The organism is Gaoshiqia hydrogeniformans, assembly GCF_049347105.1.
GTDB classification, from domain to species: Bacteria; Bacteroidota; Bacteroidia; order Bacteroidales; family Prolixibacteraceae; genus Gaoshiqia; species Gaoshiqia hydrogeniformans.
Genome location: NZ_CP186334.1, coordinates 2,436,621 through 2,461,118 on the forward strand (window position 1 = coordinate 2,436,621; position 24,498 = coordinate 2,461,118).

At 45.4% G+C, this 24,498-nt stretch carries 15 protein-coding genes; 5 read left to right on the plus strand and 10 right to left on the minus strand.

Annotated elements, in window-relative coordinates; all coding sequences use genetic code 11:
• Window positions 1-21 precede the first annotated feature (21 nt).
• Window positions 22-1,335 (plus strand): TolC family protein, encoded by a 1,314-nt coding sequence (locus ACOIT5_RS09730; protein WP_423130275.1) that lies wholly within the window; start codon window positions 22-24, stop codon window positions 1,333-1,335.
• 346 nt (window positions 1,336-1,681) lie between these two features.
• Window positions 1,682-2,278 (plus strand): porin family protein, encoded by a 597-nt coding sequence (locus ACOIT5_RS09735; protein ID WP_423130276.1) that lies wholly within the window; start codon window positions 1,682-1,684, stop codon window positions 2,276-2,278.
• 881 nt (window positions 2,279-3,159) lie between these two features.
• Here ACOIT5_RS09735 and ACOIT5_RS09740 read toward each other — a convergent pair.
• The 4 genes from ACOIT5_RS09740 to ACOIT5_RS09755 all read right to left on the minus strand — a co-directional run bounded on the left by ACOIT5_RS09740 (window position 3,160) and on the right by ACOIT5_RS09755 (window position 10,138).
• The gene (locus tag ACOIT5_RS09740; RefSeq protein ID WP_423130277.1) at window positions 3,160-4,689 is read right to left on the minus strand and encodes a SusD/RagB family nutrient-binding outer membrane lipoprotein; all 1,530 of its coding nucleotides are present in this window, start codon (window positions 4,687-4,689) and stop codon (window positions 3,160-3,162) included.
• Between the two features lie 18 nt (window positions 4,690-4,707).
• Entirely contained in the window at window positions 4,708-7,869 is a 3,162-nt protein-coding gene (locus ACOIT5_RS09745) for a SusC/RagA family TonB-linked outer membrane protein (RefSeq protein ID WP_423130278.1), read from the minus strand.
• Between the two features lie 383 nt (window positions 7,870-8,252).
• On the minus strand, window positions 8,253-9,071 hold the full coding sequence (locus tag ACOIT5_RS09750) for a YjjG family noncanonical pyrimidine nucleotidase (protein ID WP_423130279.1): 819 nt from the start codon (window positions 9,069-9,071) through the stop codon (window positions 8,253-8,255).
• A gap of 389 nt (window positions 9,072-9,460) precedes the next feature.
• Window positions 9,461-10,138, minus strand: coding sequence for a dihydrodipicolinate reductase C-terminal domain-containing protein (locus ACOIT5_RS09755; RefSeq protein ID WP_423130280.1), 678 nt, complete (start codon window positions 10,136-10,138; stop codon window positions 9,461-9,463).
• 416 nt (window positions 10,139-10,554) lie between these two features.
• Between ACOIT5_RS09755 and ACOIT5_RS09760 the strand changes: the two genes are divergently transcribed.
• The 3 genes from ACOIT5_RS09760 to ACOIT5_RS09770 all read left to right on the plus strand — a co-directional run bounded on the left by ACOIT5_RS09760 (window position 10,555) and on the right by ACOIT5_RS09770 (window position 13,708).
• Window positions 10,555-11,316 (plus strand): IS5 family transposase, encoded by a 762-nt coding sequence (locus ACOIT5_RS09760; RefSeq protein WP_423126326.1) that lies wholly within the window; start codon window positions 10,555-10,557, stop codon window positions 11,314-11,316.
• A 299-nt stretch (window positions 11,317-11,615) separates the two neighbouring features.
• The gene (prmC, locus tag ACOIT5_RS09765) at window positions 11,616-12,479 is read left to right on the plus strand and encodes a peptide chain release factor N(5)-glutamine methyltransferase (protein WP_423130281.1); all 864 of its coding nucleotides are present in this window, start codon (window positions 11,616-11,618) and stop codon (window positions 12,477-12,479) included.
• A gap of 149 nt (window positions 12,480-12,628) precedes the next feature.
• Window positions 12,629-13,708 carry an endonuclease/exonuclease/phosphatase family protein gene (locus tag ACOIT5_RS09770; protein ID WP_423130283.1) on the plus strand — a complete coding sequence of 360 codons (1,080 nt, stop codon included), beginning with the start codon at window positions 12,629-12,631 and terminating at the stop codon, window positions 13,706-13,708.
• Here ACOIT5_RS09770 and ACOIT5_RS09775 read toward each other — a convergent pair.
• From ACOIT5_RS09775 to ACOIT5_RS09800, 6 genes are all read right to left on the minus strand, one after another.
• Window positions 13,705-14,634: a DUF58 domain-containing protein gene (locus tag ACOIT5_RS09775; protein ID WP_423130284.1), complete on the minus strand. Its 930-nt coding sequence runs from the start codon at window positions 14,632-14,634 to the stop codon at window positions 13,705-13,707. The two genes, ACOIT5_RS09770 and ACOIT5_RS09775, sit on opposite strands and share 4 nt — an antisense overlap.
• Before the next feature lie 72 nt (window positions 14,635-14,706).
• On the minus strand, window positions 14,707-15,024 hold the full coding sequence (gene trxA, locus ACOIT5_RS09780) for a thioredoxin (RefSeq protein ID WP_423130285.1): 318 nt from the start codon (window positions 15,022-15,024) through the stop codon (window positions 14,707-14,709).
• Between the two features lie 45 nt (window positions 15,025-15,069).
• Window positions 15,070-18,711, minus strand: coding sequence for a DNA polymerase III subunit alpha (gene dnaE, locus ACOIT5_RS09785; RefSeq protein ID WP_423130286.1), 3,642 nt, complete (start codon window positions 18,709-18,711; stop codon window positions 15,070-15,072).
• Between the two features lie 230 nt (window positions 18,712-18,941).
• Entirely contained in the window at window positions 18,942-21,440 is a 2,499-nt protein-coding gene (locus ACOIT5_RS09790) for a glutaminase family protein (RefSeq protein ID WP_423130287.1), read from the minus strand.
• Window positions 21,441-21,708: 268 nt separating this feature from the next.
• A complete protein-coding gene (locus ACOIT5_RS09795) occupies window positions 21,709-23,349 on the minus strand; it encodes a family 43 glycosylhydrolase (protein WP_423130288.1) in 1,641 nt (546 codons plus the stop codon).
• A gap of 117 nt (window positions 23,350-23,466) precedes the next feature.
• A complete protein-coding gene (locus ACOIT5_RS09800) occupies window positions 23,467-24,432 on the minus strand; it encodes a DUF4973 domain-containing protein (protein ID WP_423130289.1) in 966 nt (321 codons plus the stop codon).
• Window positions 24,433-24,498: the final 66 nt, after the last annotated feature.

Below are 24,498 nucleotides of genomic sequence, written 5' to 3' on the forward strand. Positions count from 1 at the left end.
CAGTATAAATAAAATAAACAGATGAAACTAAGATCAGTTACGATAATTGTTTCCGTATTGCTGGCCATCGGCCATGCGCAGGCGCAAAGCTGGGATTTGCAGAAGTGCATCGATTATGCGCTGGAAAATAATATCCAGATCAAGCAACAACAGCTGAACACCGATTATTACCGCAACGAGCTGAAGCAGTCGAAAAACAACCGTTTGCCCAGCATTAACGGCAGCCTGTCGAATAGTTTTAGTTTTGGCCGTTCGCAGCAAGCCGACGGTACTTACGACAATTTCAATTCGAACACCACTTCGGCCGGTTTAAACGGAAGCCTGCCCCTTTGGAATGGTTTTATCCTGAATCATTCCGTCGAACAGGCTGAATTTAACCTGAAAGCCACCCTCGAAGACCTGCAAAAGGCCAAAGACGATATGATGCTGAACATCGCAGCTTATTATCTTGAAATTTTGCTGGCCGACGAATTGATCCAGGTAGCCAAAGATCAAATGGCGGTGACTACACTTCAGATTGACCGCACCCGAAAACTGGTGCAGGCCGGAAGCCTGGCCAAAGGCAGTTTGCTCGAGATTGAAGCCCAGCATGCCCAGGAAGAACTAAACCTGGTAAACGCCGAAAACCGCCAGCAGTTGGCTTACCTCAATCTGTTCCAGCTGCTGGAGCTGCCTTCGACCCAAACGTTTACCATCGGGAAACCCGTTTTGCCCGTGGTTACGGCAAACCGTACGATGCTCAATTCGATGGAGATCTTTCGCCATGCGGTTCAAATCAGGCCTGCCGTGAAAAGCGCTGTTTTTGAGCTTGAAGCCTCGCAAAAGCAGCTGTCGATTGCCAAAGGATCGCTTTATCCCAGTCTTAGTTTAGGGGCCAGCTATTCAAACTGGTATAATAATAAATATCCCTCCGGGTTCAGCGATCAGAAAAAGAACAACGAAAGTTACGGGTTTGGCTTAAACATGAGCATACCGATTTTTAACAAGCTGCAGGTTCGCAACCAGATTAATAACGCCGAGTTGCAGATGATGAGCAAGGAGTTGGAAGTGCAGAATGTTAAAAACCTGTTGCGAAAAGATATTGAGCAGGCTTATACCAATGCCCTGGCGGCTCTGAAAAAGTACATGGCCGGCAATAAAGCCGTGGAATCGATGCAGGAGGCCTTTCGCTATACCGAAGAGAAGTTTAGCGTGGGCATGGTGAATTCGGTGGAGTATAACCAGGCGAAAAATAACCTGACTTCGGCGCAAAGCGACCTGGCCCAGGCCAAATACGACTATATTTTCCGTACCAAGATCCTTGATTTTTATTACGGATTACCGATTGAATTATAAGTCAGGCTAACCAAACGGCGCACGGGCCTGCCAGGGAAATCAACCTGAGAAAACCATAGTTGATTTTTAACGTAAACAAGGCCGCATGAACGTTTCAATTCGTTGAAACTGATTCCGGAGCGATTGTTGTGTGGGAGAAGTGCGCCGGTCGGTTATTATATTCAGGCATTACCAACGATCAAAAAATAGTTGACAACATAATAAAGCCGGTAAAAATAAGTTTGTTAACCGGGTTTTGTACCCATCTTCACATCGGACGGTTTTTCCTTGTTAAGCCGTCTTCATTTATAAAACAAGGCGAGGACGCTGAAAATCGTAAGAGTAAGCCGTATCAAAACCGTATCAAATGAAAAAATTATTGGTGATTGCAATGATCGTATGTTCATGCCTGGTGGCAGGCGCTCAAAATTTCGGGTTAAAGTTTGGCGCTAACCTGTCGAATGCCGATTTTAAGGCCGAAGGAATGACCTTTTCACCGGACGACCGGTTTGGTATCCATTTCGGTGTAGTAAGCGAGTTTCCGCTGAACGAAGCTTTATTTATTAGCCCGGGGCTGGTTTTCTCACAAAAAGGCTATAAGATAGAGTTCGAAGGAGAAAAGTATCAGGATCGCCTGAACTACCTGGATGTGCCGGTAAATTTTCTTTACAAGGTAGATTTAACCGGCCCGAAACTGGTCCTTCATGCCGGTCCGAATTTTGGTTTCGGCCTGAGTGGAAAATCAGAAGAAAATGGCGTAGAAGAAGATATTGAATTTGGAGGTGGCGCTGACGAGCTTAAACGGATCGATTTCGGGCTGAATTTTGGCGTGGGCGCAGAAATCATGCCGGTTCAACTGACACTCAATTACACCCTTGGGTTAAACGACATTTCGAATATTGACGGAATGACAGTGAAAAATAAGCTGTTGTCCTTGTCGTTGGTTTATTTGTTTGGGAAATAAGCTGTAAGCATCGCTTTGAATATACAGGCTGTCAGGAAAGTGAGGAACATTCGCTTTTCAGACAGCCTGTTTTTTTAGCGGAGGTATCGGTGTTTAACCCGCAATGTTGTATAAAAACCACTGTTGTCCGGCTAATTGAGAAACAAAAGAAACCTCCTGAGGCCTTTTCGGGGTTCAACCGGAAAACCTTTACAGGGAAAATTGGATCGATACAGATCGTTCTCAGCAGGATGAAAAGAGAACGTTCGAAATTTGTTAAGAGAAGTCAAAAAACTTCTACTGAGAAGTTCGGAAACTTATACTGAGAAGTCACAGAACTTCTACTGAGAAGTTCACAAACTTATACTGAGAAGTTTACTGACTTCTACTGAGAAGTTTGCATCAGCGTGTTCAGCAGGTCTTTTTGCTTCCGGAATGTTTTCAAAAACCGTTGGGTGTGAGACGAAACGCTGCATCGTGATTCTGAAACTGCGCCACCCGCCGATCCGCTTTTATGGGGATAAACAGTTCGTAAAAAGCGCAATGCAGGCTGAAAAAAGTTCGGACCCGGGTGCGTCGGTTTTTAACCGGCGGTTTTGTCATGTCTGGTTTAAACTGACGGCCTGGATCAGGATAAGAGATTCACCCTTTCGTGAGCATTAAACTTCTGCCTGTTTTCTGTTGACTTCCGGTGCATGCGCGCTTACAATTGGCGCCAAACGCTCTCCAAAAGCATTGCCGGGCAAAACAACGCCCAAACTTGTTCCTGGCTAAGCCGATCAAAACACGACAATCAATTCAAAACGAAAGGCCGCCTCATTTTTTGAGACGGCCTTTGTGTTATGATTAGCACAAGAAATTAGACATTTTCCTGTTAACTAATGTAGGTTCCTGAGAGTTCTTTAGTTTGCCCACCAAAGCTTGGTGTCTTGTCTGTCACCACCGATAGCACTTGCAGCTGCAGTGACATTGGCATTATTAATACTGGCTTCATTCAACAGGTATTTGTTTCTTTCGGGAACATCGGTCAACCCACCAATGGGTGAAAAGGTGAACGTTACCGTAGAATCTCGTTCAACGCCATTCTTTTTATATTTCCAGGTATACTGATAGGGCGTATTTGGACGAACAATGGTGTTTGGATATCCCGTTCGACGGTATTCGCTCCAAGCTTCCATCGGCTGCATGTACAGCGCAATGTATTTCTGCATCATAACGGTTTCTTCTGATGCAGCGGGGAGTGTAGCCATGTAAGCGGTGATATCAGCAGAGCTTACACCCCATTTCTCCATGGATGCTCTAACTCCTTTTTCATACCAGCTTTGGTCCCAGTTGTTTAATTCGCTCAGGATAAAACACACTTCCGAATATTCCATGTAGTATTCGGTATAATCGGCAGCAAGAATAGCTGCTCCTGGCATGGATTCGAATGTGAATTTTGTTACAGTTCCGTTTGATTCGGTCAAAGGGATACCAACTTTATATCCATCTTCATTATCTGCAACAAAAATATCCAGGCGGGGATCTTCGACGCCGAAAGGTCCGCGTTTCCCTTGCAACAGTTCCACAAATTGCATTGATGGAGCAAAGTCGTTTCGGGCGCTAACCACGAAAGCACGGTACATCGGAGCTCCATTTACAGCATTGGCTTCGTAAGTTACTCCGGCATTGTCGGCATTCGAGGCCATTACACCTTTTGCAATGGCGTCAGTAATATGGGCCTGTGCTCCGCTGTAAACATCTTTGACTCTGTTGGCAATACGTAAACGCAGGGAATTGGCAAACTTTTTCCATTTAGCAGCATCTCCACCGTAAAAGTTATCACCGTCGATCATTTTTTCTGACGTTTCGATGCTGGCTTGTGCTTCATTCAGTTCTTTTAAAAGATCGGCATAAATGTCGGCTTGTCTGGCATAGGCAGGCTTATCGATTCCGTCGGTTTTCAGTTTGTTCGCCTGAAATGAGGGGTCGTCGTTTCCATAAGATGAATAAGGTACATCTCCCCACAACTCAACGGCATTCAGGTACACGAAAACCAGCATGATGCGGGCTGCAGCAATTTGATTAACGTTTGGACCGTACTGGGCCATATCGCCTTTAGTTGCTTCATCGGTATTCAAAGCAATGAGGTCGTGTAAATCCTGGGCATTTTTGTAAAGATCATCCCAGCCTCTTTTGTTAACTGTTTCGCGGTACTGGAAACGATCTTCTTCAGTATAGTTTACCTGGTTCCAGTATTGGACCCATAGCAATGACTGACGCCCGGAGACCCATTCGTCGCGCGTGTAATCCATAAATCTTTTTTGCACACGGTTCATAATACCGTAAGTAGGTGCTATTTCGGGTTGATTTGGATCACTGTAATAATCCACATCGCATGAAAATAGGGAGACACCTACAATAAGTAATGCGATATATTTTAATGTCTTCATATCTTTTCTTATTAATGATTAGAAATTAATTTTCAGGTTAAAGCCAAAGGAGCGTGCTGCAGGTACAATACCGCCTTCCAGCCCCTGAATGTTTCCTGAACCACCCACAACTGTTTCCGGGTCAATGCCTTTGTTGTCCAATCCCCATGTGGCCAGGTTGCGACCGTACAGTGAAAGACGTACAGATTGAACGATATCGGTAAACTTAGGGAAGGTATACCCTACGGTAATTTCCCGAAGTTTAACATACGAGGCATCAAAAATGCTGGTTGCACTCGGTGTGCCGTAACCATGATAATGGTATGCACCCCAATCTTCAGCAGCCAGAGCGGTAGTATTAACGGCACCACTTTCTGTAACACCTTCCAGTATAATCCCATCTTCGCGAATGGTATTTCCTCCTGAGGTGGGACGTGCTGTTTCTGCAGCCATACCCGAATACATTGACCACATGTGTGTCAGTGAGTAATATTTCCCCCCTTTGGATATATCAATTAAGGCGCTGAAGTCAAAGTTTTTATACTTAAAAGCATTAAGGATTCCTGCAGTGTAGTCTGGCAGAACGGACCCCACAGAAGTTAGCTCTCCTGAAGTAATATACATTCCTTCTTCGTCGACGACCTTATTTCCTTTATCGTCATAAACAAAATCGTAAGCATACACTTCCTGAAAGGTAGCGCCTTCAACGGCATTGATATAAGCTCCGCCGAAAGGAGCACTTGCCAGCTGGATTTTATCCAACCCTTCCGGCAGACTCATGACTTTGTTTTTGTTTTTTGCATAGTTCAGGGTAATATTCCAGGAGAAATCTTTAAGTTTCACCGGAGTTCCGTAAAGCAATACTTCAACCCCTTTGTTGTTGATCTTGCCCGCGTTAATTACACGTGATGTATAACCACCGGCGCCACTAACTTCTATCGGAACGATTTGGTTCTCGGTATCGCGTGTGTAATAGCTGAAATCAAATCCAAGGCGATTTTTATAGAATCCACCCTCTAACCCAAACTCAATCTCACTGGTTAATTCCGGTTTCAGGTTTTGGTTTTTCAAGCGTACATCATTGGTGAATTGCGGATTACCATTGAATGGATCGCTGATAGCATAAACGTTGTAAACTTGATAAGCACTTGTTCCGTTACCTGTTTCTCCATAGTTGGCGCGGATTTTAAGATTGTCCATCCAGCTGATCTCCAGTAATTCGGAGGCCAAAAAGCTGGCAGAAACCGAAGGATAGGAGTAGGTATTTTCTCCTGCCGGAAGTGTTGAGTCATAATCTTTACGGAAAGTTCCGTCAATGTAAAGGATGTCTTTGTAACCAACGCTAACTGATGCAAACCAACTGTTTACCTTTAATTCGCGTTTAAAATCATCAAGTAGTGGGAGGTTAGCCGAATTGTTCAAATTGTAAAGTCCATCAACAACCAGTCCACCGTTAGTTTCGCCCTGGAACCGGGAGTAGTCTTCTTTACGCGTATTTCCTCCAAGCATAGCCAGTATGCTAAACTCTTCAAACGTTTTATTGAATTCCAGTTTGCCTTCCAGGTTGGTTTCAGTTGCCTGGCGGTTGATTTGCAGGTAGCTGGACAGGGCCTGTGATCCCTTGGCTACGCGTTCCCGTTGATTAAACGTATAGGTGTCGTAATAGAAGTTACCAGATGCACTCAGATAATCGGTGATGTTGGCTTTAATTCCTGCTTTCCCGAATACACGTGTGCGGTCGTCATCCTGGTAGTTCCTATAAGCAGTCCAGTATGGATTGTCGGAGTACTTTGGTGTTGGATTTGTTAACGAAGTCCGGTTCCAGGTCCGTTGGGTACCATCCGGGTTAATGTATGTTTTCAGTTTGTCAAAATCCAACTGTCGTTGACCCCATTGGAAAAATTTTTGCGACTGAGAGTTGTCACCATATCCAAATTGAGGACGACCTTTGGTATCAGTACGAACTACATTTAAATTGGCATCCACTTCAATGATGTCGTCGAATAAAGATGATTGTCCATTGATGTTGAAGTTATGTTTTTGCTCCTGAGAATTGGGAACAATACCGGTCATGTCAACATTTGTATAGCCCACACGCAAAGATGAGGTCTCACTGGTCGTAATTATATTCAGTGAGTTTTGATAGGTAATACCTGTTTCGTAGAACGATTTCACGTCACTTTTAGGCGAAACCCAAGGTGCCGTTTCCGGAGTTGAAGTGATACCTTGTTCGTAGTCGGCAATTCCCCACCAATGAAGAACTTGTTGTCCTTCGTATTTTGGGCCCCAGCTTTCGTCAACGGCATAAGCGGGAATCAGGTATTGGTTTCCCCCGATAGTCGTGGTAGTAAAGTTGCCGTAGCCACCACCATAAGATTTCTGTTGTTTGGGCAGGATGGCTACCTGTTCGAAATTAATACCTGAGTTGATTTCGACATTAAATGATTTTTTACCGGCTTTCCCTGATTTCGTAGTAATCATGATGACCCCGTTTTGTCCGCGGCTCCCATATAGAGCGGAAGCAGCACTACCTTTCAGTACTTCCACACTGGCAATATCGTACGAGTTCAGGTCATTAGTCATTGAACCGTAGTCGTAGCCGCCACCTCCTCTTTGTGTCTCCGTCGTATTGAAGTTTTCGTTACTTACCGGGACCCCATCAACAACAAACAAGGGTTGGTTATTTTGGCTGAAAGAGCTTGCACCACGAATCAGTATATTTTTCGATCCTGAAAAGTTTTGACCGGCAATCTGCAAGCCTGCAACTTTTCCTGACAGAGAAGATAATGGGTTGGTGGCATTTGCAGCGGTAAGATCCTCACTGCTAACTCCCTGTGATGCATAGCCGAGCGATTTTTTAGAACGGCTGATCCCCAAGGCCGTTACAACTACCTCATTAATTCCAACGACATCAGAGGCTAACGAGGCATTTATGATGTTGCCTGTTATAGCGACCTCCTGGGTTTGCATGCCCACGAACGAGAATACCAGGGTACTGGCATCCTGCGGTACTTTGAGTATATACCTCCCGTCGAGGTCGGTAATGGTACCCAACGTGGTACCTTTTACTGATACAGAAACTCCCGGAATGGAACTTCCGTCGTCGGCGGAAGTGACCGTACCTGAAATTTCTCTGGTTTGCGCCAATACGGACTGCAACCCAATTGCAAAAATTGCAAGTAAGAATGCGATTCTTTTCATAGAAATAATTTTAAAAATTAAACAGCATCAATTCTTAAATAATAATAAGGACAGTAAAATCAATAGATAAATCCCCCCTTTTTAACGTTTTATTTCCATCATGTATTCCCCCAAACACATGGCTTCAATAAATGCGTTTTTTCGATCACGAAACTTTTTGTTTCGATTTGTTACAAAGAATAAAGCTTTGTTAAAAAACCTTAATCAATGCAAATATAAAAATTAAAATGTATCCTGAAATATGGATAAAAAGAAATCACTTTGCCAGAACATGACATATGTCATAATTTTGCAAGATATTGGTTTTCAGCATACATCGAAAAAGCTGGATATGTTGTTTTATAACAGCAATTTGTACCTGCGCCAACTCCAATATTAAGAAATCATAAAAACCTCAAAAGATCAGATAAATTTTCAATGATCTGTGTTTTTTGAATAGGGTGTTTGGAGTATTTATGGTTGTTTTCGTTGTTGGTGTCTGGAAAAATAAGGGGGTCGATGATTTTTTTATTGTTTTTTTGAAAATACACTTGGTCAATTCCAACTTGTTTTGCCCCCAGGATATCGGTTTCCCAGGAGTCTCCAATCATCAGGCTTTTACTTTTTTTCGCGTTGCTGCACATCAGCGCATGTTTAAAAATATGTTTGTCGGGTTTGGGGGCCTGAACTTCTTCAGAAATGAATATACCGTTAAAGAAGGGCGCCAGTCTGCAGGTCTGAATTTTCTGAAGTTGTACCTCTTTAAACCCATTGGTGATGATGTGCATCTGATAGCGCTGCTTTTTCAGATAAGTCAAGGTTTCGCGCGCCCCGTCCACCAGTTTGGTTTGTTGCCCCATGTGTTGCAGGTATAGCTCGTTCATGGCTACCGGATCGATATCCGGGATTCCGAAATGGGCCAGGCTGTCGGCAAACCTTTTCCTGATCAGTTCGGGTTTGCGGATTTCCTGTTTCCGGTAAGCTTCCCACAAACGGCTGTTCAGCTCTTCATAAAAATGATAAAAGCGGTCGAAGCCGGGAAGCCGGTTGCCGAGCTTTAACCCGTCGATGGTTTCCTGCATGGCCTGCCGGGCATTGATGTCGAAATCCCAAAGGGTATTATCGAGATCGAAAAAAAGGTGTTCGTATTTTCGGCCTCCCCATGATTTCCAGGTATTGTTTGAATGGATCAGTGCGCTTGTGTTTCTACCTTGCTTGTTCATTTCATTATCAGTAGTGTCCGGCTAAAATAAGTTAAAAGAAGGTACGCTCTTCCGGTTTCCCGTTAAAGTTGTAAGCTGATCTCGTCAAAACTTTTTACAACATGGGTAAAATTACAGAAATTCTTTTCAAAACTACATGGGTGCTTTAATGTGAATAGCCCTGTACGAAGTGCAGTGAACGGGAATGAAGCCGTACACAGAACCCCGAAGCGGGTTCAATAACCAGGCAACACTTCTGCTTTCGGTTCACATGATTCGTGACGGAACAAAATGTGGCCAGGAAAAGAATAAGCGCGGGTGATCTTTTGTCTTTTCGAAATAAAAGAGCGAATAACCATTTTTCTACCTATCTGTTTTCATTCCTGAAATTTTTAAGCAGACTTTTACGCTCAAAGCAGGTGATTACCGATCAGCTCCAATACGGTATATGTTCTGTTTTCCAAAGGATGTTTTAGAACCGTTTCAATGATTTTTTTTACACCGCCTGCATACGATTCGTGTCCGAGTACCCTGGTCTCGATGGTTACTTCATCAGTCCCGTCTTTCACGACAATTTTGTGGCAAGCGTGTTTGTCCAGGTACGCTTCGGGGATCCCGATTTTAGTTCGCTGAATTTCAGGGTCTCTTACCGATACAATTTGACCGGTCGGAAAATGCAGTGCATCAGCAAAGGCATAGGCTGTTCCGGCCGCTGTTCTTTTAGCTGATTGGTGCGATTCGGTGATGGAAATTTCATTCTGCTCGAAGTACCCGCCACTTGCTTTCAGCATTTGTAGTGTTTTTAACACGAGCATAGAGGTGTTTGGACAAATAATCAGCGGAAAATCAGCATCCATCTTTTCGGTTTCCAAACCGGTTGAAAGCTCAATCAGTGCCGATTTTGTCCTCGAACAAAACTCAAAACACTCCGGTAATTGTCGCCCCGATCCGGCATGAACGATAATTGCCTTTTCAGTTGAGGTTTGACCGGACGGTTCCCATTTTAAAAGGTCAGCCGATGGAAGGGACAAGCCCGAATTTAGAATGGCCAGGGCTAACTTTCCCGAACCGGCGAGATAGATTTTCATGTTTTCAGTTGGTATTATAATGAATTTCTCCTGTTGGTTGAAACAGTCCCTGATCAAGGTGCAACCTATCGGTTTTCCATAGCAGGAGGGCTGATTTCAGACTGAGTTTCAACCGTGAACGAGAAACAAGCCATTTCTGACAGTGAAATTAGAATAAAGAAAATCAACGAAGTCACCCAGAGTCTTTTGTTTTTCTTTACAATTCCAATGAACAATGTAATCAGCAAAGCAATTGGCAGACTGAGTAAAATAAATACGATCAGGTTCATGATTTCTTAGAGACTGTTTTGATTTTAAATTTAAAAAATATTATAGCGCAATTAACACCAAGGTGTTTATAATTAAAAAATTGGTTATCAGCTAACTATATCAGGTTAGATTTTCTTTGCACTAAAATAACGACAAATTAGTGTACGATGAAAATTTACCCAAGTGATTTAACCGATAACCAGTGGCAAGTTATAAAAGATTTGTTTGAACAAGAGCGAAAAAGAAAACATAGTTTACGATCAATTGTGAATGCAATTTTGTACATAACCAAATCCGGTTGCCAATGGCGGATGCTCCCCAACGACTTTGCGCCATGGCAGACAGTTTATTATTACTTCAGACAGTGGAAGTTAAACGGGCTTTTGGAGGAATTGCATGATTATCTTGTCGAAAAGGTCAGGGTGCAAAAAGGCAGAAACCCTGTTCCATCTGTTGGCATAATTGACAGTCAATCCGTTAAAACAGTCAATGTTTGTCAAGACGAGATTGGGTATGATGGCGGCAAAAAGATTAAGGGCAGAAAAAGGCACATTGTTGTTGATACCCTTGGCTTACTACTGGCCATTGTAGTCCATTCAGCAACGCCACATGACAGCAAGGCCGCAGAACTTGTATTTAAAATCCTTAAAAATAAATACATAAAAGGGATCGTAAAAATATTTGCCGATGGCGGTTATCGGGGGGAATTAATAGAGACAGCCAGGATAAAATTTGGTTGGGCCCTCGAAATTGTCAAAAGAAATGAAGCCCACAAATTCAAAATCCTGCCTAAAAGATGGATTGTTGAAAGAACATTTGCCTGGATTTCATTTCAACGACGGACCTCGAAAGACTATGAAAGGTTGACCGAAACAAGTGCAGCCTTTGTCCAATTATCAATGATAAGATTGATGCTTAACAAATTTTGACAATGATTTCAAAACAGTCTCTTACATTTCAGGTACGAATTTTTAAAAGTACAGAAAATTTGCATGATTTAACTAATAAAACTGTTAAAAGGCCAGGGAACAAACTTCAAAAAACAGGCATACCATGATCGCTCGTTGAATCCTTAAAAATTGCCTGATAGGCATCAGAATGGACAAAACAGATATCGACCGGAAAAGAATTGCAGATCATCCCGGGGATCTCCGGATTAAACTGCAGGATTTATCCGTAATTTTGGGGATATTATCCTGAACCTTTTTCTTAAGCAAAATACAAATAAATGAAAGCTGGCATTGCATCTGTTCGCGAAGGATTGAAAGACCTGTACCCGGAACAGGAAATTGAGGGTTTCATCCGGTTGATCTTTTCATCGCTGCGAAACTATAATTCCACGGATTTACTACTGAAACAGGACGAATTGTTAAGCGCGGATGAACATCGCCGGTTGGCTGAAATTGTTACCCGGTTAAAGCAATACGAACCTGTTCAGTACATTTTAGGCGAAACTGAATTTTACGGCTTACCGTTCCGGGTAACGGCTGACGTGTTGATCCCCCGCCCCGAAACGGAAGAGCTCGTCCACTGGATCGCGAACGAAACGGCTGCCTCCAATCCGGTGATTCTGGACGTGGGAACCGGAAGCGGTTGCATACCCGTCAGCCTGAAAAAGTATTTTCCGGCGGCAGATGTCTGGGCCTGCGATATCTCCGAAAAAGCCCTGGCGGTTGCAGAAAAGAATGCCCGGCTGAACCAGGTTGCCGTTCACTTTGTTCACATGGATATTTTAAACCCGGTGGTGCCGGCCGCGATGCCCTTGCCGGATATCCTGGTCAGTAACCCGCCTTACGTCACCTGGAACGAAAAGCGGCAGATGCAACCCAATGTGATTGCTTACGAACCGCACACCGCTCTTTTTGTCCCGGATGACGATCCGCTGAAATTTTATTCAGCCTTGGTTGAGTTTGGAAAAAAAAGATTGAAGAAAGGGGGTAGAATTTATTGGGAGATTAATGAGGCCTTTGGAAACGAATGCGTCCGGTTGCTTCAGTCAAATGGTTTTGAAAACGTTCGGTTAAAAAAAGACCTGAACGGGAAGAACCGGATGGTTGCCGCTGAGCTGTACAATACCTCCCCTCAAGGTTAATTTATGTTGATCCGGCAGATTTTAGGGCTTCCCGAAATTGGCCAATCACGACGGTTTTCTATATTTGTTACAGCTTAAGCCAATTTTAAACCAGCAGCCGGAGCGTCGCCTACACCTGAAAATGCCCGGAACGCTGTAAATATAAACAGATGAAGAAATTCTTAAAAACAATCATTATACTTTTTAATTTGCTTGCTGTTTTTGCCTTGCTGGTTGTTTATGCTTCGGTTTATATCAGCCCGGCCAGGTTTTGGATGCCGGCCCTGGTCAGTTTGGCTTATCCGTATATCTTATTTATCAATATTCTGTTTATTCTTTTCTGGTTGTTGGGATCGAGCAAAAAGGCCATCCTTTCGCTTGCGGTTATTTTGCTGGGTTACAAACATTTGCAAAATTATTTTCAATTGCTGCCTCGCGAAACTACCGAAGAGGGGATCGAATTTTTCAGTTACAATGTCAAGCAGTTCGAAGGACTGGATCAACAGAGCTCGCGAAAGGATATCTCCGGGAAAATTTTTGATTTCCTGGAAACAAAAAACGCCGATATCATTTGTATTCAGGAGATGAGCCACCTGGGAAGTAAAAACCTGAAAAACTTTAAAGAAAAAATGGAGCGTACGGGACTTCCCCGTTACGTCCATGCCGACCGGTCGGGTGGGCCGGTAACCTTCTCGGTTTTTCCGATTATCCACAAAGGTGAAGTTCAATTTGAGGGGACCGGTAATATGTTCATTTTTACCGATATTGTTACCGGCGACGATACCCTGCGGATTTTTAACTGCCACCTGCAAAGTTACCGGTTTACGCCTCAGGACATCAGTCATCTGGACTCTATTTCGTTTGAGCGGCAGGAAAAAAACCTGAAAGAAGTCCGTTTATTTGGTTCGAAACTGAAACAGGCTTTTATTAAACGGGCAAACCAGGTTGACCAGTTACGCGGGCAGATTGACCAGTCTCCCTACCCCGTTATTGTTTGCGGCGATTTCAACGATACGCCGGTGTCGTATACCTACCAAAAAGTGAAAGGTACTTTAAAAGATGCTTTTGTCCAGTCGGGTTCGGGCATTGGCAATACTTACATCGGTCGACTGCCTTCATTTCGCATCGACTACATCCTGCACAGCGATGTGTATAAAGCGTATAATTTCACGATTGGCGAGGTGGAATATTCCGATCATTACCCGGTTAGTTGCCGTTTGGTGCGGAAGAAAGAAAAAAAACAAGATTAAAATAAGCGTTTTCGTTTCAAGAGAAAGCTCATCAGCACCTGCCTGAAGTCCTGGTTAATATCCGCCTCAACCAAATCGATCCGGTACTGGCCGCATTTCACTTTCAGGTCGTCAAAATATTGGCGAACAGCTTTCCGGTAACCTTCCTTTAATTCATTCGGCCGGAAACGCAGGTGTTGCCCGGTTTCCAGATCAACAAAACGGTAAGGCCGGTTCAGGAAGTCAAACTCCCGCTCCTGCCGGTGGTCGGTCACGTGGAAGAGAATCACCTCGTGCTTGTTGTACCGCAGGTGTTGAAGCGCCGAAAACAACTCGTCATCTTTCCCCTGGTCCATCATATCGCTGAAAAGAATGATCAACGAACGTTTATGCACCTGTTCGGCAATTTGGTGCAGCACCCCGATGGTATTGGTTGATTTTCGCAGCTCATCTTTGCCGGCCGCGAGTAAGCCCGCCAACTTACCGTACAGTAACTCAGCGTGTACCGACGACAAACGGTTTTCCGAATGAAATTCAATCTGATCAGAAAACAGGGTGAGGCCAACGGCATCGCGTTGTTTACGCATCAGGTAAATGAGGGCAGCGGCAGCGTAAACCGAAAAGGCCAGCTTGTTAAACAGGTGGTTTTTGCCTTTCTCGTACGGAAACAGCATCGACGACGAAGTATCGATCACCAGTTGGCAGCGCAGGTTGGTTTCTTCTTCGTATTGTTTGACATACAAGCGGTCGGAACGGGCAAAAAGTTTCCAGTCGATGTGTTTGGTCGATTCTCCCTGGTTGTACTGCCGGTGTTCGGCAAACTCAACCGAAAAGCCGTGAAAGGGGCTGCGGTGCAGGCCGGTGATAAATCCTTCCACAACCTCGCGGGCAACCAGCTCCAGGTTGTCGAACTGTTGAAACTGACGGATGTCGAACAGGTTGTTCACACTAAAAAAAGTAAAAGACAAAAAAGAGGGCACGACCGGAATCCTGCCCTCTTTTTCCGTTTAAAACAAAAATTATAAGATGGCTTCGACCTTGGCAGCCAAAGCAGCTTTTGGCGAAGCGCCCACGTGTTTGTCAACCACCTCGCCACCTTTAAAAAACAGGATAGTCGGGATGTTGCGGATACCAAATTTCACCGCGGTATCCGGGTTGCTGTCGACATCGAGTTTAGTGACCAGCAGTTTCCCTTCATAGTCGTGCGATAATTCTTCAACAACCGGGGCAACCATGCGGCACGGGCCGCACCATTCTGCCCAAAAGTCAACCAATACCGGTTTATCAGATTTTAGGACAAGCTCCCCGAAGTTTGCATCTGTAGCTTCTATTGCCATAATTTCAATATTTTTTGGGTTATTATTCAAATGAGTTTTACAAAACTAGTTAATTTTAAACGTCAAATTTTCATGATTCCGGATAAAACGTTCCATCTCATGATTCATTTCAATCCGGGTATTTCTTGAAAACAGATTGACGACCGTTTTTGTTTCCGAGTCCCACAGATTAAACTTTAACAGGGCGCTCCCCTTATTTTTTTTGCTCACGGTTTCAATTTCGCGGATTAGCTCCGGCGTTACCGACTGAATGGTCATTTGCAGGGTCACACTTTTGATCTGGTTTTTACGGACCTCCTCGAGCATTTCGATGAAACGCACCTTGAACTCAAGCTGGCCGGGACGGAAACTTTCCTGCACCTGTCCTTTTACCAGGAGAAAGAGGTTAGGTTTACAGAATTTTGAAAACTCAATATAATCTTTCCCGAAAAAGGCAATCTGGTAAGAGTCGCTGTAATCGGCCAGCGTCATTTTACAATACGGTTTCCCGTTTTTCGACATGGCTTCGAAGGCGTCTGTCACCATTCCGGCAAAGGTAATTTCTTTGCCTCTCAACAGTTCCAGGTTACCGTTCAGGTCTTTCAAGGCGTATTCCTTGCTGGTGAAGTTGTCGATCTCCAGCTTATACTCATCCAGTGGATGAGACGACAGGTAAATTCCGATCAGCGCTTTTTCTTTTTCAAGCAGGATGATTTTTGCCCATTCCTGCACATTGGGGATGTCGGGTTTTTTTATGGCCTGCGCGCTCATCACTTCCCCAAACAGCGATTGTTGAGAGCTGTTATTGTCGTGCTGGATCTGGTGCCCGTATTTAATCAGTTTTTCGATAAAGCTCACATCATTGGGGTCGTTTCCTGCAAAAAACTGGCTGCGTTTGTACCCGAAACTATCGAATGCCCCGGCCATTGCCAGCGCCTCAATGTTCTTTTTATTGACCGATTGCAGGTTTACCCGTTCCGCAAAGCTGAACACGTCGGAGAACAGGCCTTCTTTGCGGGCCGAAATAATATCGCCCACGGCACCGGCCCCAACACCTTTCACGGCCGCCATGCCAAAACGCACGTCGCCCTTTTTGTTTACGGTAAATTTCAGAAAACTTTCGTTGACATCGGGCCCCAGCACGTTAATCCCCATTCGTTGCGATTCTTCCATCAACTTGGTAATCTCCGTAATGTTGGTCATGTTCCGGCTCATGTTGGCCGCCATAAACTCGGCCGGGAAATGGGCTTTCAGGTAGCCCGTTTGATAGGCAATGTAGGCGTAACAAACCGAGTGTGATTTATTAAAAGCGTAACTGGCAAAAGCTTCCCAGTCTTTCCATATTTTATCGATCAGCGGTTCGGGATCTTTATTCACCTCTTTGCAACCGTCCATAAACCGCGGGTTGGCTTTACAGCCCTCCACAAACTTTACCTTCAGTTTGTCCATCATCGCCTTGATCTTTTTCCCCATCGCTTTACGCAGCGAATCGGAGTCGCCGCGGGTAAAATTTCCCAGGTGGCGCGACAAAAGCATCACCTGTTCCTGGAACACCGTTATTCCGTAAGTGTCGCTCAGGTATTTTTCCATCATGGGGTGGTCGTATTCCACTTTTTTCCGTCCGTGTTTCCGGTCGATATAATCGGGAATGTACTCCATCGGCCCCGGACGGTAGAGGGCATTCATGGCCACCAGGTCTTCAAAACGGTTAGGTTTTAGGTTTCGCAGGTGCTTTTTCATTCCCGGCGATTCAAACTGGAAGATGGCGGTGGTATCGCCGCGGCTGAACAGTTCGAAGGTCTTTTCGTCATCCATCGGAATCCGGTCGATATCGATCTCAATTCCTTTGGAAAGACGGACATTATCCAGCGTTTCTTTAATGATGGAAAGCGTTTTCAGGCCCAGGAAGTCCATTTTCAGCAAGCCGATCGCCTCAACAAAGCGTCCGTCGTATTGGGTAGTGTAAAGCGACTCGTCTTTCGTGGGCATAATCGGGATGTGGTCCGAAAGCGGGTCGCGGCTGATCAGGATCCCGCAGGCGTGCACCCCGGTTTGGCGTACGGAGCCTTCCAGCGTTTGGGCAAATTTAAGGGTACTTGCCACCAGCGGGTTGTCCGAATTTTTCTCTCTCAGCAGTTCGGGGCTTTCCTTAAATGCTTTCTCAAAACTCATTTTAGGCGCTTCGGGCACCAGCTTGGCCAGTCGGTCGGCTTCGGGCAGGGGCAGTTTCAGTACGCGCGCCACATCGCGGATTGCCAGTTTGGTGGCCATGGTGCCGAAGGTGCAGATATGGGCCACCTTGTCCTGTCCGTACTTCGCGGTCACCCAATCGAGCACCATCTGTCGTCCGTCGTCGTCAAAGTCGATATCGACGTCGGGCATGGAAATCCGGTCGGGGTTCAGGAAACGCTCAAACAGCAAGTCGTATTTAATCGGGTCGATATTGGTGATGCCCACACAGTACGAAACCGCGGCCCCGGCGGCCGATCCGCGTCCCGGGCCTACCAGGACGCCCATCTCGCGGGCGGCATTGATAAAGTCCTGAACAATGAGGAAGTACCCCGGGAACCCCATCGTTTTTATAGTATCCAGCTCAAAATCGATCCGTTCGAGCACCTCGGCCGGAATCGGGTCGCCATAACGTTCTTTTGCCCCGATATACGTCAGGTGTTGCAGGTAATCGGCCTCCAGCTTCACACGCAGCACTTTGTCGTAACCGCCCAGCCGTTTAAACGAGTCTTCGCCAAACTCCCGGTGCAGGTTTTCTTCCGAAAAACGTTGAAAATATTCGGCCTCGGTCCCAAAGGCTTCTGGAATGGGAAACGGAGGCATAATCGGGTCTGAATTCAGTTCAAACTGCTCCACCTTATCAACAATCTCCGCGGTATTTGCCAACGCTTCCGGAACGTCGGCGAACAATTCGTTCATCTCCCGGGTGGTTTTAAACCACTCCTGTTTGGTGTAACGCATCCTGTTTGGATCGTCAACATCTTTCCCGGTATTCAGGCAGATCAACAGGTCGTGGGCATCGGCATCCTCGGCATTGGTGAAGTGCACATCGTTGGTGGCGATAACTTTTACCTGATGTTTTTGCGCCAGTTCCAGGATCACTTTATTCACCATCACCTGGTTGTTGTAAACCTGCTCGTTGAGCTCGGGCATGTCTGATTTGTGCCGTTGCAGCTCGAGGTAATAGTCGTCGCCAAACACGCCTTTAAACCAGCTGATGGCTTCCTCGGCTTCTGCGATGGATGACTTCATAATCATCTGGGCGACTTCACCGCCCAAACAGGCCGACGAAACGATCAGTCCTTCGCTGTGTTTTTTCAGCAGGTTTTTGTCGATACGGGGTTTATAATAAAACCCTTCGGTATTAGCAGCCGAAATCAGTTTGATCAGGTTCACATAGCCGGTCCGGTTTTTGGCCAGGAGGATGAGGTGATCGCCCGAACGGTCGACTTTATCGTTTTTATCGTGAATCGACCGGGTGGCCACATAGGTTTCGCAACCTAAAATCGGTTTGATCCCTTCGCGTTTGCAGGTGTCCCAGAATTCTTTGACGCCAAACATCATCCCGTGATCGGTGAGCGCCAGGGCAGTCATTCCATCTCCTTTTGCTTTGCCAACCAGTCCTTTTATACTGGCGGCTCCATCCAGAATTGAATATTGCGAGTGTACGTGTAAATGGGTAAACGGGATCATTTTCATCTGTTTAATTCAATCATCAACTTATCCGGCAGCAGCATGGGCTGCAAGCATAAAATTACGGTTTTCAATCAGCCTGTGAAACCGATGTTGATAAAACATGAAAAAAGATCAGTCCTTTCAAATCCGGATCCCGGAAAATAAAAGGGGCAGTCCTGACTTTGCAAGGACCACCCCGATTATTTTCATTGAAAATGAGCTTTTTAAGCGAATATCATAAGCGATTGATCGTCTTATTTTAACAACTTGATAAAATAGCCCCCAACAACCGACCTGGCCTGGAAGCCCACCTGCGTGGCATTGGTTGTTTCGTACCAGTCGCTCATCGGGACCCGGGCAGGAGTTTCTGTCACAAACTTATGCAAGGGGTCGATAAACTTCTGGAAAGTTTCCAGGTCATCAGCAAGTGTGGCCGTCCAGACGATCCAGTCGGATTTGGTATAGGTCCTCCGGTTATCCAGCGGCAGGCCGTAAGCATTCTGCCGGGTCAGGTACCAGGCAATCTCGGTCTGGGCAACTTCGGCCGGGAAGATATTCAGCCCAAGCAGTTTATCCCAGACCAGGTTGTATTTCTGGCTCCAGGTTCCTGGCTGATCAAAGGTCAGGCGATAATGGCTTCCGTCGCCGGCCATTTTTACCCATTCGCCGGCCATCCGTTTGGCTTCCGAAGTATATTTTTCAGCCACGTCATTTTTTCCCAGTATTTTGGCCAGTTTTCCGTAACCGGCGATACCCATGATCGCTTTGACCGACAGGTTGGTATTGTGTGCAAAATGCCCGGCAAAGTCGTCGGTACAAAGCTGGTTCTCCGGATCAAGCCCGTTCTCGAGCAGGTAGTTGGCCCAGGTAGTCAGTATATCCCAATGCTCCGCTGCATAATCAGCGTTTCCTTCGGCATGGGCAATCGCCGTGGCCAGGATCAGCATATTCCCCGACTCCTCCACCGGCATGTCGCCGCCGTAAGTCTGGCCGTTCGCCAGGGGATAGGTCCCCACATCGTGCGCAGCAAAAGGCTTGGTCCATTTTCCGCTTTCACTGTAATAAAAGATCGGGTTCATCATACCTTTCAGCAATTCCGGGTTGTATTTCAGGTAAAGCGGCGCTGAGGGATAAGTGATATCCACCGTCCCGATGGAACCATTGCTGAAGTTCTCTTTTGAAAGGAAAAGAATTTTTCCTTCGGGATCTTTCACCAGCTTGTGGGCGGCAATCGACTGGCGGAAGGCCAGCACGCAAAGGTCGGCATAGTTTTTTCCGCCTGCGGCAAGGGTTTCGTTCCACAGTTGGCTGTCAAATTCGCCGCAGCGTTCCATAATCCGGCTATGTTCGGCAGACGCGGCTTTCAGGGCATCGCTAATGGTCACTGCTCCTTCTTTGGTCCACCACGCTTTCAGGTTTTCGCCGAAATACTGGATGGATTCGATGTCATCGTAAGCCAGCATCACGTAATTGCGGGCCGGTTTGGCCGAAACCTTGCCCAGTTTTTCGACGCAGACCATCGCCGGCATTTGTTTGCTCGGCCGGGTAGTCATGCTCTCCATACCGGTTACATTCCCCTCGCGGACAAAAGCTTCCTTGGTTTCAAAATAGTCGCCCAGGGCCAGGGTAGTTTGGTCGCCGCCGTCAGCAGCCAGGTAAACATAACCCCAATCAATCCGGATATTGTCGCCTTTCTTTTTCAGGATGGGCTGTTCGGTGGTTCCTGCTTTCACGTAGGCAATCCCGCCGGTTTCACCTTTGGTGACTTCCACTTCCTGGCTGGTTTCGTTCACCGCCCATTCGGGGGTGATCTCAAAATAGATTTGTACGTCGTGTTCCTTCCCGTCGGTCGAAACCACTTCGTAATTGATGTAATTCACCGGACGCGACAGCAGGTCGAGATCGCCGGGCAGTAAAGGCGAGACGAACTGAAGTTTCAGGTCGACCGGGCCGCAGCTAAACCCGTAATGAGTTTGGGTTGCCGACAGGGAAACCGTATTTTGAACGGCGGTTTGCGCGAAGATATTTTTTTGTTCGCTTTCCTGAAAAAGCCCGAAGTCGACATATCCGCCGCCCGTGCGGTTGTGGCAATGTGCGGCAATCACATTCTTTTCGCCCGGCAACAGTAAGTTACGGTCGATTTTCAGTACCACGTGATTGTGCCATTCGTAGGCTGTTTTGACGAGCTGCTCTCCGTTGAGGTACAGTTCAAAGATATCGTCGTGCGAGTAAATGAGGTAAATATCTTCAGGGGTCAGATTTTCAGGGATGACAAATTCGCGGCGCACCCAGATGTCTTTCGTTGTCCAGGTGGTACCCAGCGCCGGCATTTCGGGCGTTCCGAAAGCGCCTTTTGCCGGTTTCCAGGAACTGTCATTGAAATTTTTCTGCTCCCATCCATTCCGCGGCGCGTCGAGGCTGTACCGGCCATCCCAGGGTTCTTCGCTGGCCATGGGCACAATTGACTTCCACGGCGTATCGATCGCCCCCATAAAGCGGTAAACCTGCCCGTCGACGCGGAGGGCGCCAATCAACGAATGGGTTTTCCCGGTCCAGTGTTTCACGGGTTGATCGTACAACTGATCAGTCATTGACCAGGCGCTGGTATACGGGTCGATGGTCACCAGCGGATATGCCGGAGCCCTGAGTTCGGTTGTAACAGGCTTCTTTTCTGCCAGATCTCTCTGAGCACAGGATGCACCGATCATCCCTGCCAGCAGAAGTGTAAACACGAAAAAACGTTTTCTCTTCATCTCTATTTATTCATAATTGATTTATTTCTACTTTCCGATCTTTTTTCAGGGTAAGTTTTCGTCAGTTTTGGTCAATGAAAGAGGGGGATACCTTCCAGTACCTCCCTCTCTCTTCAGTACAAGTTTTTTTTACCACTCGATGGATGTATTTTACGGCGTAAAGGTCATGCATGGCATTCACAAAATTATATACCAAGCGTTTCCCTACCTCTCCGGGCATATCGTTTTTAGGAAAATCCTTTAATTGATTCGCTTGAGCAAATATCTCCTATCTAAAAACCGGAATTACTCCCATTGAAAGCGATGGCGTTCCATTACCCACTACAGGCCATTCCTCATCGTCCCAATCTACCTTATCCAGTAGTAAATTACGCGAAGTACTGCCATTATTTACATAAGAGTGATGAAGCATCCAGTCTACTCCGTTATCATCGGTGATGATTTTCGAATTGTGCCCCGGACCTCCAAACATAGCGTCGCCTCTTATTACTATGGGCTGATAATTGGAAGGATTCCAGGCGTTGAAATTTTTCATATCCACGCCGGTTTTGCTCAGATATGGCCCATCGAGTTGTTCTGATCTGCCAACCACTACTTTATAAGAACTGTTCATGCCCTCGCAACAGGCGCCAACAGATGCAAACAAATAGTAGTAATTGCCTCTTTTATGGATATAAGTAGCTTCAAACGAATTGCCGGCAATTTTCTTTTTTTGAGTTAAATCTTTCACTGCCATACCCTCATCTGTCAGTTCAGTCATATAGATACCATAAAAGCTACCCCAGAATAGATAGCGTTTACCATTCTCTTCATAATAACAAGGATCGATGGAGTTATGAACACCTATTTCCGAGCTGACAAACAATTTTCCGTTGGGATTGCCTGCCGGTGGTAGGAAAGGCCCTTCAGGTTTTTCAGAAACGCCAACTCCGATACCGCATGTGGCTCCTCCACCCCATTTAGAAATGGAATAGTACATGACATATTTACCGTCAAAATAATTAATGTCAGGCGCCCACATCCCCGTTTCGCTGACATTATCATCAGTGAAATCAGGTCTTTTATCGAACACCTCGCTCACACTGCCAATACGGGTCCAATTGATCAGGTCTGTGGATCGATATCCTCTTACACGGCCCGATGTTACATATACGTAGAATTCGTTCCCAACCCGGATAACAGCCGGGTCTGCATAGCTTCCTACTATGATAGGATTTGTCAAGGAAACCTTATCGCTTTGATTTAAACATACCGTAAAAGCTTTCGAAGTTCCGTCCTCTCCTTCAATCGTATATACAACAGATTTAGAGAAGTCATGCCTGGCAATCCCGCTTGTTTGTATTATTCCGTTTACTTTGACAACAGCGTTTGGTTCTACCGTAGTAAACTCCGGTTGCAAAGAAGTAATATCTACGTTTAACGGAATATCGATCTCATTCATAATTTCCCTGGTTTCCACATTTATCGATGGTTGATATTGCTCCATCCGTTTTTCGGGAAAAGTAAATGTTTGAAAATTATTCAATAACTCTTCTTTGGTTATTTTAACCGCATATGACCTTTGTTTTTTATCTGCCAAATAAAGATCATACACGATCTCTTCAGAGAAATCATTTTCATCTCTGCCACTCATCTGTGTCTTTCCATTGACTTTAAGAATTACATCCTCATTATTTGTCCTGAACTCTGCAATCAACCGAGAAAGATTTACATATACAGGGATTGTCTGTTTATTGGTGATCACATTGTTTATGTTGTCTATATGAAGTACATGATTAACCGATTTTTGATCCCATACAGAGAAAGAAGTAATTTCTCCCTGCGTCATTCCGTTATCTGGATCTTTACATGAACAAAAATATAAGATTAAAATAAGTAGAAACAAAGGGCTGAATAGTGTTCTTTTCATAATTTCCTTCACTTGTTAATTGGAAATCAATACTCTGTATAAGGTATAACTGGCATTTATATGGGATTGCCGAGAAATCACCGGCAACCCCATATATTTATAGTGCAAATTTCTCCTCTACCATTGAATTTGCTGATCTTCGTCAGGTATCAGGGTATTCAGGTCGCGTTGCATTGACAAGGAACCTGAAACCGAGTATCTCAGGGAATTTCCCGGAACTGAAGTATAATCAACGAACTCATATGACAGGTTAAGAGTGACGTAAATATGTTTCAGATAAGGCTTTGTTGCATCCATGGCTTCTTCAACAGAATAACTCGGCTGTCCGACCACATTAAGATTAATCTCGGGATTATCCGTATAAAGTCTCAACTTCTTTGTCCGGAGATCTACCCGTTCATCCGTAAATTCAATAAAGATCTTGTACAGTTTGCGATCCTGATAATCGATATTCCTGTTACCTGCGTAGATAAAAACGGTTTTATCATCCACCACATACGTTCTGTGGCTATTTAAGGTCAGCGGATTCTGGTTATCTCCTTCCAGCACTATTTTGTATAACGTGCCGCTGTATGTGCCTGAATAATCGTTAAACGGACTGATACGCAGGAGAGCTCTACTGTAGTGCTTGCGGGGATTGACTTCGTAGTTACCTGACGGGTCGTCGAGAATCATCAGTGGTAAGACCCACTTGTCGGACTGGTCGAGATCACCCAACGTAAATTCAATGGGCAATACAACAGTTGATTCACCAGCTGGGATGTCTATTGTTTCCGGAAAGCTGTAATATTTGGATTCCAGTGCCTTATAATAAAGTTCCTCACGGTGTCCATACTGTTCTATGTTCAAGATCGCCAATGTGTCGAGATCCAACCCGATACGTATGGTGCGATTGACAGCGTTCGGTGTTGAGCCGCTCACGATCACCGGAAGTTTATAGGTCACTTTCCCCTCAGGGTAATAACGTAAATAGGTATCAGTTACACCATTCGAATTGGGCTCGGCCTTGAATGAGGCTAACTGCACATATTGCTCATCTTCCCACTCATTGTTGCACGATACGCAGCATATTACTGTTACCATGAAAAAGAACAGAAAATATATATTCTTCTTCGCTTCGCGCAAAATACTCATACTCGGCATAGTACA

Coding starts and splice junctions, on each gene's coding strand:
- ACOIT5_RS09755 (WP_423130280.1), bottom strand. CDS start 10,138: ATGAAAATCTATCTCGCCGGTTCGGGAAAGTTAGCCCTGGCCATTCTA.
- ACOIT5_RS09735 (WP_423130276.1), top strand. CDS start 1,682: ATGAAAAAATTATTGGTGATTGCAATGATCGTATGTTCATGCCTGGTG.
- ACOIT5_RS09800 (WP_423130289.1), bottom strand. CDS start 24,432: ATGGTAACAGTAATATGCTGCGTATCGTGCAACAATGAGTGGGAAGAT.
- ACOIT5_RS09750 (WP_423130279.1), bottom strand. CDS start 9,071: ATGAACAAGCAAGGTAGAAACACAAGCGCACTGATCCATTCAAACAAT.
- ACOIT5_RS09770 (WP_423130283.1), top strand. CDS start 12,629: ATGAAGAAATTCTTAAAAACAATCATTATACTTTTTAATTTGCTTGCT.
- ACOIT5_RS09795 (WP_423130288.1), bottom strand. CDS start 23,349: ATGAAAAGAACACTATTCAGCCCTTTGTTTCTACTTATTTTAATCTTA.
- trxA (WP_423130285.1), bottom strand. CDS start 15,024: ATGGCAATAGAAGCTACAGATGCAAACTTCGGGGAGCTTGTCCTAAAA.
- dnaE (WP_423130286.1), bottom strand. CDS start 18,711: ATGAAAATGATCCCGTTTACCCATTTACACGTACACTCGCAATATTCA.
- ACOIT5_RS09790 (WP_423130287.1), bottom strand. CDS start 21,440: ATGAAGAGAAAACGTTTTTTCGTGTTTACACTTCTGCTGGCAGGGATG.
- ACOIT5_RS09730 (WP_423130275.1), top strand. CDS start 22: ATGAAACTAAGATCAGTTACGATAATTGTTTCCGTATTGCTGGCCATC.
- ACOIT5_RS09740 (WP_423130277.1), bottom strand. CDS start 4,689: ATGAAGACATTAAAATATATCGCATTACTTATTGTAGGTGTCTCCCTA.
- ACOIT5_RS09745 (WP_423130278.1), bottom strand. CDS start 7,869: ATGAAAAGAATCGCATTCTTACTTGCAATTTTTGCAATTGGGTTGCAG.
- prmC (WP_423130281.1), top strand. CDS start 11,616: ATGAAAGCTGGCATTGCATCTGTTCGCGAAGGATTGAAAGACCTGTAC.
- ACOIT5_RS09760 (WP_423126326.1), top strand. CDS start 10,555: ATGAAAATTTACCCAAGTGATTTAACCGATAACCAGTGGCAAGTTATA.